Origin of the sequence: Chryseobacterium sp. JJR-5R (genome assembly GCF_034047335.1) — a bacterium.
Lineage (GTDB): Bacteria > Bacteroidota > Bacteroidia > Flavobacteriales > Weeksellaceae > Chryseobacterium.
Genome location: NZ_CP139137.1, coordinates 2,086,387 through 2,100,663 on the forward strand (window position 1 = coordinate 2,086,387; position 14,277 = coordinate 2,100,663).

A 14,277-nucleotide genomic window follows, 5' to 3' on the forward strand; every position below is an offset into this window, starting at 1 on the left:
ATATGATAAAAAAGGAAGTTTATTCAATATTAAATTTTCTAAAGAAAAATGGAGCTTCTGCATATGTAGAAGAGGGAAAATTAAAAATTTTAGCAGCTAAGGAAATTCTGAATAAAGAATTGTCTGAAAAAATATCATTGCATCGGGAAGAAATAATTTCTTTCCTGATGTCTAATGTTTCATACACACATATTCCTTTAGCCCCCGATTTGGAGTATTATCCTTTATCTTCATCTCAGCGCCGTTTATGGATTCTGAGTCGTTTTGAAGGAGCAGATGGAGCTTACAATATCCCTGAAGTCTTCAGGATTTCGGGCGATTTTGATATAGCTTCCTTAGAAAAGTCTTACTTTTCGTTATTATCAAGACATGAGATTCTCAGGACTGTTTTCCGGGAGTCAGCGGAAGGCGAAGTTTACCAGCATATCCTTTCAGAAACTCCTGATGATAGTTTCCAGCATTTGGTTTTGGATTTTGAAAAAGAAGGAAACAAAGTCTCTGAAATTATCTCATCAGAATCCAATCGTATTTTTGATTTGTCAGAAGGTCCTCTGATCCGTTTTAGGGTTCTTGAAGATCAATCAGGCGGCGGTTATATATTCTGTTTGGTGATGCACCATATCATCAGCGACGGTTGGTCCATGGGGATCTTAAAAAAGGAGTTATTCACTTTATATGATAGTTTTAAAGAAGGACATCCAGTAGTATTGTCTCCTTTAGCTTTACAATATAAGGACTATGCATATTGGGAGCAGTCAGAGCTTGCAAATAGAGTTTCGTTGTCTAAATCTTATTGGCAGGAACAGTTTTCAGGAGATTTGCCTGTTCTTAATTTACCTTCTAAGGGATTGCGGCCAGTTGTAAAAACCTATAACGGTGCTTATCTTTCAGGTTCCGTTTCTGAAGATATTCTTTCAGGTTTAAAAAAACTCTCTTCAACGACCGGGAGTACTCTTTTCATGACTATTTTATCCGCTGTTAAGGTTTTATTATACCGTTACAGTGGTCAGAAAGATTTAATTGTTGGTACTCCTGTAGCGGGTCGTGACCATGCTGATCTTCATGATCAGATTGGTTTTTATGTCAATACCTTAGCCCTTCGCAGCCATATTGAAGGTGATCAACGTTTTATAGATTTCCTATCCGAAGTGCGTGAGATGACGCTTTCTGGCTATGCTCATCAATCGTATCCTTTTGACCGTTTGGTTGATGATCTGGATATTGTACGTGATATGAGCCGTAATCCGGTTTTTGATGTTATGCTTAATTTCCATGATCAGGAAAGCGGAAATACAGATCGTTCTGTTGATCTTTCTGAAGGAATGTCTGGTAGTTCTTATGAGGGAGTTTCTTACGCAGTCAGTAAATTTGATTTAGACTTTAGTTTTTCCGATAATGGTTCAGGTCTTACCATAGGCTTGTGTTACAACACTGACATTTATGAGCGTAGTTTTGCCGATCGTCTGATAAAGAGCTTAGAGCTTTTATTGGTTTCTATCAGTGATTCTCCTGATCTGGGTGTTGATCAGCTTGATATTCTGGAGAAGGAGGAGCGTTATGCTGTTACCGAAGGTTTTAACCGGACCAAGGCTGATTATCCTAGAGATAAAACAGTTATCGATCTTTTTGAATCCCAGGTGCTGTTGAATCCTGACCATACGGCCTTGATATACGATGACCATACCCTTAGTTACCGGGATTTGGATGAACGATCGAATCAGTTTGCCAACTATCTTCGCAGCCAGTATGGTATTGGCAGAGAATCTCTTGTTGGAGTTCAGCTTGAAAAATCTGAGGATTTTATTATTACAATTTTAGGGATTTTAAAAGCGGGAGGAGCCTATGTACCTATCGATCCTTCGTATCCTTCCGATCGTACCAGTTATATGATAGAGGACAGTGGTTGTAAGGTTGTTATTGATGGTGAAGTCGTTTTAAGATTTAAGGATATTGAGTGCGATTATTCCGTCTTATCTCCTGAGCACAGTAGGTCTCCTGAAGATCTGGCCTATGTTATTTACACTTCCGGATCTACGGGCCGTCCAAAGGGCGTTATGGTAGAACATGGAGGCTTGGTCAATATGGTTCTGAGCCAGATCCGTGAATTTGGAGTTGTAAGCAGCGATGTTGTTTTCTTTTTTGCGTCCATTGCTTTTGACGCTTCTTTTTCAGAGATGATGATGTCTCTGTTAAGTGGATCTAGTCTTTTTATTCCGGATGATACAGCTATCAAGGACAAGGAAAAATTTGTTCAGTTATTAGGATCTTCCAAAGCAAGTGTGATTACGCTTCCTCCTGCCTATTCGGAAAGCCTTTCGTCTGAAGACTTATCAGGTTTAAGAGTTCTTATTTCAGCGGGGGAGTCCGCTCATATAGAAAAAGGGCTTTCTTTGTCCGGTCACTTATCTTATTTTAATGCTTATGGGCCAACCGAGTGCTCTGTATGTGCGAGTATCTATCGTCTTTCAGTTGATGATGGCTGGAGAAAGTCTATTCCCATTGGTCGTCCTATTTCTAATACTCAGATGTATATTCTCTCCGAGAATGATAGTCTTTGTCCAATAGGAGTAGTAGGAGAGATCTGCATTTCGGGAGTAGGCGTAGCGCGAGGTTATTTGAACAATGAAGTATTAACTTCTGAGAAGTTTGTATCGAACCCTTATCTTTCAGGTTCCAGGATGTATAAGACCGGCGATTTAGGTCGCTGGCTGGTAGATGGGAGTATAGAGTATATAGGAAGAAAAGACAGTCAGGTTAAGATCCGGGGTTACCGAATTGAGCTTGGTGAGATCGAGCATGCGCTTCAGGGTCATGCTGATGTGACAGGGAGTGTAGTTTTGGTTGTAGAGAATGGGGAAGGTCATAATGATTTGGCTGCTTATTTTACGGGTTCCAGTGCAGTAACGAGTTCCGTTCTTCGGGATCACTTACGTGGGCTTCTTCCGGAGTATATGCTTCCGGGTCATTATATCCATTTGGATTCTTTTCCTTTGACGAGTAATGGAAAGCTAGACCGGGGAAGTTTACCGGATGCCTTTGGATCTTCATTGGGTTCCGGTGTTGAATATGTTTCAGCGCGTACTGCTCTTGAAGAAGTATTGGTCTGTGTATATGAAGATGTTCTTAAAAAATCTCCTGTAGGAATCAGGGATGATTTTTTTCTTTTGGGAGGCGATTCCATTAAATGTATTCAGATTGTATCTCGTCTTCGTCAGAAAGGTTATAGCTGCGAGGTTAAGGATATTTTGTTGTATCCTGTGATTGCTGATTTAGTTTTACACGTGAAGGCCCTTAGCCGCTTTACAGATCAGGGACCTGTTTTTGGGGATGTTTCTCTTACCCCTATTCAGAAGGATTTTCTGGAAGGGTTTTATTCAGATAAAGACCACTTTCATCAGTCCGTATTATTAAAAAGCCGTGATTGTGTTGACCGTTCCCTATTAGAACAAACCCTTTATTCGCTGTTTGTACATCATGATGCCCTTCGTATGGTATACCGCAAGGATACCGTGTGGCATCAGTTTAACCGTGATGTTTCCGATATCATGCTGGATATTGAGGAGTTTGAAGTGCATGATGATGCTTCCTTTTCCCAGGCATGTATTGCAGTCCAGTCCGGTATCCGTATAGAAGATGGTCTGCTTTTTAAGGCAGGCCTGCTCAGGTCTTCTGCTGGTGATTACATTTTTCTTGCGGTTCACCATCTTGTAGTAGATGGAGTTTCGTGGCGTATTCTATTTGAAGACTTAGTGACATTATATAGTGGTTATCAAAAAGGGTTAAAAGTAGTTGAACTTCCCTTAAAGACCGATTCCTTTAAACACTGGTCAGAGAAGGTATATGAATATTCGAATAGCCGTGAGCTTGAACAAGAGGTTATTTATTGGGATTCTGTTTTGGGCAGGAAGGTTGATGCTGTCCCTGTAGACCATCCTTCGGGGAGTAAAAAGAACGCTGATACAAGACTGGTAAGTTTTAGTTTAGATAAAGAAAATACAAATCGTTTACAAACGGAGTGTTTCCGTGCGTATAAGACGAATATCAATGATATATTAATAGCATGTCTGAGTTACAGTGTAAGCCGTTATTTTGGATTAAATTGCCTGTCGTTGAAGATGGAGGGTCATGGTCGGGAGCCTATAAGCTCTGGTTTAGATATCAGCCGTACGGTTGGTTGGTTTACCTCTGTATATCCTGTTGTACTACCATTTTCCAACGGGCGTAGTTTATTGGATCATGTTATAGAAGTCAAGGAAATCCTTCACCGTGTACCTAATAAAGGGATCGGTTATGGAATATTAAAACATATAAAAGGAGTAGATTATCCTGTAATCGGAGATGTTTTGTTTAATTACCTGGGTGATTTTGGTTCTGGGCTGGCATCAGAGGGAGGAGATAGTATGTTTGAATTTTCTCGGCGCTCATGGGGAAAAGACCAGAGTCTGGATGAAGAACGCGATAGTGTTCTGGATATCTCCGGAATGATCATCAATGATGAATTACAGTTGGGAGTCTCTTACAGTTCAGGTCAGTACGATGCCGGTACCATAGAATCGTTATGTTCTTTATATCAATCTACCCTTATCAGTTTGATTGATATTTTGTCGGGAGAATCTGTTCAGTACCTGACGCCTGTGGATCTTACCTATAAAGATTTAAGTATTTCTGCAGTTAAGGAGTTGAATACAGGAGTTGATTTAGAGGATGTGTATGGCTTAGCACCCCTTCAGCAGGGCTTATTTTACCATTGGTTATCTTCTCCCGGCGATTCAGTTTACTTTATTCAGATGAGTTATCGTCTTTCCGGTGGCCTGGATATCGAATTATTGAAAGAGAGTTATAGGGAGCTTATCCGCCGTTACTCTGTTTTGCGTACCGTTTTCAGTGATGATTTGAGTGATATTCCTCTTCAGGTGGTGAAGAAAGATGGATTTGCTGATTTTCATTATGCAGAAATTGGTTCAGGGCCTGAGGCGGATTTTTTCTTATCAGATTACAAGCGGAATGATATTGCCAAAGGTTTTGACTTATGCCATCAGAATCCGATGCGTTTATCTATTTTAAAGTGTGGTGAGGATGTGTATGAGTTTATCTGGAGTATGCACCATATCCTTATGGATGGATGGTGTTTAGGGATCTTAATAGGTGACCTTCTTCATATCTATAATGCATTGAAGAGTGGGTCTTCACCTTCATTAAAACCGGTGAATACGTATGGTACTTACCTTTCGTGGCTTGAGAGTGTTGATCATGAAGCGAGTCGTTCTTACTGGCAGGGTCAATTATCTGGTTACAGTGGTATTTTTGGAATTCCCAAGGATTGCAGCTTCGTTGCATCAGGATCTGTTATAGAAGAGTTGGATTTTTCTTTGGATAGAGCAACGAGTATTCTTCTCAAATCGGTTTGTACAGATCTGGGGATTACGGAGAACACTTTTTTCCAGTGTGTTTGGGGCGTGTTACTTGGTATCTATAACGGAGGTTTAGAAACTGATGTTGTGTTTGGTTCGGTAGTTTCCGGTCGTCCTGGCGATCTTGATGGTATTGAGGATATGGTAGGATTGTTTATCAATACGATTCCTGTCCGTGTTCGGGCAGGTGCAGATTCTGTATTTTCTGAGACTGCGAAGGCTTTACATTTTGATAGTGTTTCCTCAACAGGTTATCATTACAGCCAGCTGGCAGATATTCAGGGTGAGAGTGAGCTTGGTAAGGCTTTGTTTGACCATATCCTGATCTATGAGAACTATCCGGTTCAGGAGATGGTAGGTCAGGGAATGAGTAAAGCCCCTGAGTTAAAGATTTTGGAAACTCATAATGTAGAACAGACAAACTATGATTTAACAGTAATTATTGTTCCCGGAAACACCCATTCCTTCAAGTTCAGCTATAATCCAGGGGTTTATAGTCAACAGACTATGGAGCAGCTTAAAGGACATTTGTTAAAGTTGATCAATGTTTTAGCATCACAGCCTGACCTTCCGCTAAGTTCACTGGATATTATAACAAAGGAGGAGTATTATTTATTGACCGAAGGTTTTAACCGGACCAAGGCTGATTATCCTAGAGATAAGACGGTTATTGATCTTTTTGAATCCCAGGTGCTGTTGAATCCTGATCATACGGCCTTGATATACGATGACCATACCCTTAGTTACCGGGATTTGGATGAACGATCGAATCAGTTTGCCAACTATCTTCGCAGCCAGTATAGTATTGGCAGAGAAAACCTTGTTGGAGTTCAGCTTGAAAAGTCTGAGGATTTTATTATTACAATTTTAGGGATTTTAAAAGCGGGAGGAGCCTATGTACCTATCGATCCTTCGTATCCTTCCGATCGTACCAGTTATATGATAGAGGACAGTGGTTGTAAGGTTGTTATTGATGGTGAAGTCGTTTTAAGATTTAAGGATATTGAGTGCGATTATTCCGTCTTATCTCCTGAGCACAGTAGGTCTCCTGAAGATCTGGCCTATGTTATTTACACTTCCGGATCTACGGGCCGTCCAAAGGGCGTTATGGTAGAACATGGAGGCTTGGTCAATATGGTTCTGAGCCAGATCCGTGAATTTGGAGTTGTAAGCAGCGATGTTGTTTTCTTTTTTGCGTCCATTGCTTTTGACGCTTCTTTTTCAGAGATGATGATGTCTCTGTTAAGTGGATCTAGTCTTTTTATTCCGGATGATACAGCTATCAAGGACAAGGAAAAATTTGTTCAGTTATTAGGATCTTCCAAAGCAAGTGTGATTACGCTTCCTCCTGCCTATTCGGAAAGCCTTTCGTCTGAAGACTTATCAGGTTTAAGAGTTCTTATTTCAGCGGGGGAGTCCGCTCATATAGAAAAAGGGCTTTCTTTGTCCGGTCACTTATCTTATTTTAATGCTTATGGGCCAACCGAGTGCTCTGTATGTGCGAGTATCTATCGTCTTTCAGTTGATGATGGCTGGAGAAAGTCTATTCCCATTGGTCGTCCTATTTCTAATACTCAGATGTATATTCTCTCCGAGAATGATAGTCTTTGTCCAATAGGAGTAGTAGGAGAGATCTGCATTTCGGGAGTAGGCGTAGCGCGAGGTTATTTGAACAATGAAGTATTAACTTCTGAGAAGTTTGTATCGAACCCTTATCTTTCAGGTTCCAGGATGTATAAGACCGGCGATTTAGGTCGCTGGCTGGTAGATGGGAGTATAGAGTATATAGGAAGAAAAGACAGTCAGGTTAAGATCCGGGGTTACCGAATTGAGCTTGGTGAGATCGAGCATGCGCTTCAGGGTCATGCTGATGTGACAGGGAGTGTAGTTTTGGTTGTAGAGAATGGGGAAGGTCATAATGATTTGGCTGCTTATTTTACGGGTTCCAGTGCAGTAACGAGTTCCGTTCTTCGGGATCACTTACGTGGGCTTCTTCCGGAGTATATGCTTCCGGGTCATTATATCCATTTGGATTCTTTTCCTTTGACGAGTAATGGAAAGCTAGACCGGGGAAGTTTACCGGATGCCTTTGGATCTTCATTGGGTTCCGGTGTTGAATATGTTTCAGCCCGTAATGAAACGGAGGCTAAGCTTGTAGAGATTTGGAAGAGCGTTTTAGGAAAAAAAGAGATAGGAGTAAAAGATAATTTCTTTGAATTAGGAGGACATAGTTTGAAGGCAATTCAGATGATAAATGTTATTAGAAAAGAATTTAATTATAAATTGCCTGTATCTGTACTGTATGAAAACCACACTATTGAGCTAGTAAGCAAGGCGATTGTAGTTAAAGATAATTCAAAGGTATTGGTTAAAATGAATCCAAAAGGAAGTAAAAAACCTTTCTTCTTTGTTCCAACCATCATAGGAGATGTTTTTTCATTTCATGCATTATCTGAACTTCTAGGAGAAGATCAGCCATTTTATGGGTTTCAATCACCTAATCTGTATCTGTTAAAAGATCAAACCTCATATTCTATTTCAGAAATAGCGGGGAAAATAATTTCAGAAATGCGGAAAATAGATACAGAAGGACCTTATACAATAGGTGGATATTCATATGGAGGACTCATTGTATATGAAATATGTGCTCAGTTACAAGATCAGGGAATAAAGTTGGATGAAGTTTTCTTTATTGACTGTAAACCACCACAAGAAATTAAAACAATAGATCGTTTTGAAATAGAAGATTCTATAGTTTCTTTTTGTAATATGATTAATTTTATGAATAGTACCAGGAATAAAGCCAACTTAGCAATAGATCTTGATAAAATAGAGAAGGAGACATTAGAAAATCAATTTTCCTATCTTTATGATAGTCTCATAAATCTTGGTTTTTTGTTTAGCAGAGAAATGTTGGAATCCTATGTCTATGAATATATGCGGAGCGTACAAAACACGATAAAATATACGCCCCCTCATATTAAAATTGATGCTGGCATTAAATTAATAAAATCTTATGATAAAGGAAATGAAGCAAATGATTACGGTTGGAAAGATTTCTCATATGAAAATAAATTAATGACTATAGAGATAGATTGTGACCACTTAGAACTTCTTAATAAAGAAAATATCTTAAAATATATACATATCTTAAAAAAGTAATTTAAATGAATATTATAATAACAGGAGCAAGTAGAGGAATTGGATATGATACTGTGTTAGAATTCAGTAAAAATAATAAAAACCAGATTATTGCAATATCAAGAAATATATCTGAACTGGAAAAATTAAAACAAAAATGTTATGAACAATATGAAAATAGTATTCACATAATAGAATATGACATTACAGATGACCAAGCTATATTAAAACATAAATTAGAAGAATATGAAAAGATAGACATAGTAATAAATAACGCAGGCTTATTAATCAATAAACCATTTTTGGATTTATCAATTGAAGACTGGCAGGAAACATTTAATGTAAATCTATTTGGTGCAGTTAAAGTTATTCAGACTGTTTTTGATAAAATAATAAAAAGCGAGTATGCTCATGTCGTAAATATAGGGAGTATGGGTGGAATAAGTGTTGCACAAAAATTTGCAGGATTATCGGCTTATTCCAGTAGCAAAGCAGCTTTAGGGAATCTTACAGAATGTTTAGCGGAAGAATTTAAAGATCATAATGTATCTATTAATTGTATCTGTTTGGGAGCAGTAAATACGGAGATGCTAAGATTGGCTTTTCCTGATTGTACAGATTCTTTTAAAAGTGACGATATAGCAAAATTTATTTGCGATTTTTCATCTAATTATGCAAAATTATTTAATGGGAAGATTATTCCAATTTCATCTTCTACTCCATAAAAAAAGATTATAAGTATTAAAATATGAAAGTTAAAGTTTCAAGACGGGCAACATTTAATGCTGCCCATCGATTACATAACAATTCATGGACTGAAACAAAAAATAAAGAAATATTTGGAAAATGTAATAATCCATATTTTCATGGACATAATTATACCCTGTTTACATCTGTGATAGGGGAAGTCTGTAAAGAAACCGGCTTTGTTATAGATTTAGGCTATCTGAGTAGTTTAATCAATGAATTAATTATTGACTATTTAGATCATAAAAATTTAAATTTAGAAATCATTGAATTTGAGGATTTAAATCCAACCCTTGAAAATATGTTGATTGTTATATATAATAGATTAAGAAATAAGATTGATAAAAAATATTATCTGGAAGTTAAGCTGTTTGAAACAGAAAATAATTTCGCCGAAATTTCTGATTCTGCATAAGACAATAGTTTTTTATGTTCGGATATAGCTTTTTTACTTTTTAATATTATTTGTATTATAAATGTTTAATTTTATTTTTGCAGAATGAATCTTTTAGACGGTTTTATAATTGCATCGCTAATACTAATTTTAAATATTATCATATACAGAATATTTATAAAGTATATGTATGGTACTCCTGATGCAGGAATGAAATTTCTGACAGTCAATATTTCAAAAGATATCATCTGGCTTGTAATTTCTTTATTAATTATCGAGAAAACAAAATCAAATTTTTTATTTATTGTCATGTGTTTTATCGTCGCATCTATCCTTATATATGTACCGGTTATAAAAAGGATTAACAAATCATAATTTTTGATGATAAATATCAATTTTTAATATTGGTAAAGTTTAATAAAATCAATATATTTGCACACGATTAAAAAAGAGATATGAATAGAAAAGTTTCTTCATTATTTTTCGCATTTTTATTTGTGTTTATAAGCAGTTTTGCTACTGCACAACACGAGTCTGAGGGAGAAAAATTAGCAGAGAAGGTAGAGCGAACGGAAGAGGATAGGCCCTTCAATGCTACCAAAATGATCATGGAACATATTGGTGACTCTAACGAATGGCATTTATGGACTACTAAAGATGAAAATGGAGAAGAGCATCACACCTCTATTCCTTTGCCTATAATTATTAAAGATAATGCAGGATGGCATACTTTCTTATCTAAAGATATCGCTCACGGGCATGAACACGATGGATACACATTACATGATGGTCAGGTTGTTTCAACTAAAGGAGTAGAAAAAGCGACTCTTTTTGCAATGATTTCAGGAAAGCAAAAAGCAGATAATGTTTTCTTTGATATGTCTATTACAAAGAATGTAGCATCTATGTTTCTGTCAGTTATTTTTATGATGGTTATCTTCATAGGAATGGCCAGAAACTATAAAAAGTCTAAGCTTCCTAAAGGAGCAGGAAAGTTATTCGAACCAGTAATTGTATTTATCAGAGATGAAGTAGCTATCCCAAACATCGGTTCGGTTAAATATAAAAGATATATGCCTTATTTATTAACAGCATTTTTCTTTATCTGGTTCAACAACCTATTCGGATTGGTTCCTTTCTTTCCGGGCGGATCCAATCTTACAGGCAATATCGCAATTACTGCAGTTTTAGCCATCATAACATTATTAATTACATTGTTCAGTGCTAATAAAGATTATTGGAAACATATCTTTATGCCACCGGTTCCGATCTTGTTATACCCGATCATGGTTCCTATAGAGATTATCGGGATCTTTACAAAACCGTTTGCTTTAATGATGCGACTTTTCGCCAATATTACAGCAGGGCACATTATGATCCTGGCAATTATCTCATTAATCTTCATTTTCAAATCTCCGTTTTTGGGGTTTGCATCCGTGCCATTAGCATTATTTGTTTCTGTACTGGAATTATTGGTAGCCGCATTGCAGGCATACATCTTTACAGTATTATCAGCATTGTTTATCGGTATTGCGGTTGCAGAACATGAGCATGGTCACGAAGAACACGCACACTAATAAAAAAAGAAAATTAAAATAATTTTAACTAATATAATTTATTTATTATGGATTTATCAACTGGAGCAGGATTAATTTACGTAGGTATTGGTTTAGCAGTACTAGGTGTAGGTCTAGGTATCGGAAAGATCGGTGGTCATGCAATGGATGCTATCGCTAGACAACCTGAGCAGGCTGGTAAGATTCAAGGAGCAATGCTTATTGCTGCTGGTCTTATCGAAGGTGCTGGTCTTATCGCAATTATTTTTGGTGCTTTCATCAAGTAATTGTAATAATTATCCTCAAAAAAATATTCTTAGCAGCGAAGCGGTTGGCTGCTGCTAAGAATTTTAAAAACAATCCATAAAATAACACTTAAAAAGAATTTACAGATATGGGAATTATTGAACCTGGAATTGGACTTTTGTTTTGGATGACCCTTACTTTTGTTATCCTATTGTTTCTTCTTGCGAAATTCGCTTGGAAACCAATTGTTAATGCAGTAAATGAGAGAGAAACGTCTATTGTTGATGCCCTTAACCAGGCTACATTGGCAAGAAAAGAAATGGAAACCTTAAAAGAGGATAACGAAAGAATCATTCGTGAAGCTAAAATCGAGAGAGATGCGATCCTTAAGGAAGCAAGAGAAATTAAAGACAGAATTGTAGGTGAAGCTAAAGATACAGCCAAAGCGGAAGGCGATAAATTAATCGAAGCTGCGAAGCAGACCATCAATGCAGAGAAAAATGCTGCCATGGCTGATATTAAGACCCAGATTGGTGTTTTATCTGTAAATATTGCAGAATCTATCCTGAAGCAAAAGCTGGACAACAGCGAAGCCCAAAACGAATTAGTTCAGAATTATCTAAACAAATCAAACCTTAACTAAGAATGCTTACATCTAAAGTAGCTAAAAGATACGCACAGGGTTTGCTTGATTTCACAAATGAATCAGGCCAGACTTCTGCTGTATTTTCTGAAATGAAAGATGTGGTGAAGTTAATGTCTCAGTCTCCGGATCTGAACAAATTCTTCCTTACGCCTTATATTGACAGCAAAAAGAAAGTAGAGGTAGCAAAAGAGATATTTAAAAGCTTATCTGCTTCTTCTCAGAATTTGATTACGCTGGTCATCAGACACGGAAGAGAAAACCAGCTGAAAAATATCGCACAGGAATTCATTAATAAAGTTGAAGATATCAACGGGGTGGAAAGGGTAACACTTACCACGGCAACTGAACTTTCCAAAGAAAACATGGACCAGATTTTAAAATCTACCAACCTTGTGAAAGCAGGTTCTAATTTTGATCTGAAGGTACATGTAAGACCTGAAATCTTAGGAGGCTATATTTTAAGAGTGGGCGATCAGCAGATCGATGCTTCCGTAAAGTCTAAGCTTAACAGTATTAAAAAAGATTTTCATTTAAATTAAGAAAAAAACAACCATACAATGGCAGAAATAAATCCGGCAGAAGTATCTGCGATCTTAAAACAGCAATTGGCCAACTTCGACACTCAATCCAACGTTGAGGAAGTAGGTACAGTTTTAACCATCGGTGATGGTATTGCTCGTGTATACGGGTTAGAAAACGTACAATACGGAGAGTTGGTGAAATTTTCTAGTGATGTAGAAGGTATTGTACTTAACCTTGAGGAAGACAACGTAGGGGTTGCTCTACTGGGTGAAAGTAAACTGGTAAGAGAAGGTGATACCGTAAGAAGAACCAACAGAATCTCTTCAATCAAAGTAGGAGAAGGCATGTTAGGAAGAGTAGTGGATACCCTGGGTAACCCTATCGACGGTAAAGGTCCTATTTCCGGAGAATTATATGAAATGCCTCTGGAAAGAAAAGCACCCGGCGTTATCTTCAGACAGCCGGTAACCGAGCCTTTACAGACCGGTATCGTTGCGATCGACTCTATGATCCCTGTAGGAAGAGGACAGAGAGAGCTTATCATCGGTGACAGACAAACGGGTAAAACCACGGTTGCCATTGATACGATCATCAACCAAAGAGAATTCTTTGATGCAGGAAATCCTGTATATTGTATATATGTTGCCATCGGGCAGAAAGCTTCTACCGTAGCACAAATCGTTAAAACGCTTTCTGATAAGGGTGCTTTGGCATACACGGTAATCGTTGCGGCCAACGCATCAGATCCGGTTCCTATGCAGGTATATTCTGCAATGGCAGGAGCATCGATCGGTGAGTTCTTCAGAGATACCGGCAGACCGGCATTGATCATTTATGATGATTTATCCAAGCAGGCAGTAGCTTACCGTGAACTTTCCCTTCTTTTAAGAAGACCACCGGGCCGTGAAGCTTATCCTGGAGACGTTTTCTATCTTCACTCAAGATTGTTGGAAAGAGCAGCAAAAGTGATTGCTGATGATACCATCGCAAGCCAGATGAATGATTTACCTGAGTCTTTAAAACCAATCGTAAAAGGAGGCGGTTCATTAACGGCACTTCCGATTATCGAAACCCAGGCAGGTGACGTTTCCGCGTATATCCCAACCAATGTAATCTCGATTACAGACGGACAGATTTTCCTGGAGTCTGACTTATTCAACTCAGGGGTTCGCCCGGCGATCAACGTGGGGATCTCTGTATCAAGGGTAGGAGGTAACGCCCAGATCAAATCAATGAAAAAAGTGTCCGGTACTTTGAAATTGGACCAGGCTCAGTATAAAGAACTGGAAGCGTTTGCTAAATTCGGTTCAGACCTTGATGCTTCCACTTTGGCAGTAATCTCCAAAGGGGAAAGAAACGTGGAACTTCTTAAGCAGCCGGTAAACTCTCCGCTTCCTGTAGACAGCCAGGTAGCTATGATTTATGCAGGTACTGAGAATTTAATGAGAAACGTTCCTATTAGGAAAGTAAAAGAATTCCAGATCGAATACATTGCTTTCTTAAGATCCAAACACCCGGAAACCATGGCTGCGCTTAAAGCAGGTAAAATTGATGATTCCATCACAGGTGTTCTTAAGCAGGCTGCTAATGATTTAGCTTCTAAGTATAACTAAA

The 14,277-nt window shown here is 38.0% G+C and carries 8 protein-coding genes; all 8 read left to right on the top strand.

Annotated elements, in window-relative coordinates:
* Positions 1–2 precede the first annotated feature (2 nt).
* The gene (locus SD427_RS09250) at positions 3–8,573 is read left to right on the top strand and encodes a non-ribosomal peptide synthetase (protein ID WP_320560987.1); all 8,571 of its coding nucleotides are present in this window, start codon (positions 3–5) and stop codon (positions 8,571–8,573) included.
* Positions 8,574–8,578: 5 nt separating this feature from the next.
* Positions 8,579–9,277: an SDR family oxidoreductase gene (locus SD427_RS09255; RefSeq protein ID WP_320560988.1), complete on the top strand. Its 699-nt coding sequence runs from the start codon at positions 8,579–8,581 to the stop codon at positions 9,275–9,277.
* Between the two features lie 23 nt (positions 9,278–9,300).
* Positions 9,301–9,714, top strand: a complete 414-nt coding sequence (locus tag SD427_RS09260) for a 6-pyruvoyl trahydropterin synthase family protein (RefSeq protein WP_320560989.1) — start codon at positions 9,301–9,303, stop codon at positions 9,712–9,714.
* Positions 9,715–10,148: 434 nt separating this feature from the next.
* Positions 10,149–11,270, top strand: coding sequence for a F0F1 ATP synthase subunit A (gene atpB, locus SD427_RS09265; protein ID WP_320560990.1), 1,122 nt, complete (start codon positions 10,149–10,151; stop codon positions 11,268–11,270).
* Between the two features lie 47 nt (positions 11,271–11,317).
* The gene (locus tag SD427_RS09270) at positions 11,318–11,536 is read left to right on the top strand and encodes an ATP synthase F0 subunit C (protein WP_007844726.1); all 219 of its coding nucleotides are present in this window, start codon (positions 11,318–11,320) and stop codon (positions 11,534–11,536) included.
* 107 nt (positions 11,537–11,643) lie between these two features.
* Positions 11,644–12,138: a F0F1 ATP synthase subunit B gene (locus SD427_RS09275; protein ID WP_320560992.1), complete on the top strand. Its 495-nt coding sequence runs from the start codon at positions 11,644–11,646 to the stop codon at positions 12,136–12,138.
* A 2-nt stretch (positions 12,139–12,140) separates the two neighbouring features.
* Positions 12,141–12,680: an ATP synthase F1 subunit delta gene (atpH, locus tag SD427_RS09280; protein WP_320560994.1), complete on the top strand. Its 540-nt coding sequence runs from the start codon at positions 12,141–12,143 to the stop codon at positions 12,678–12,680.
* 18 nt (positions 12,681–12,698) lie between these two features.
* Positions 12,699–14,276, top strand: a complete 1,578-nt coding sequence (gene atpA, locus SD427_RS09285; RefSeq protein WP_320560995.1) for a F0F1 ATP synthase subunit alpha — start codon at positions 12,699–12,701, stop codon at positions 14,274–14,276.
* The last annotated feature ends 1 nt before the right edge of the window (position 14,277 follow it).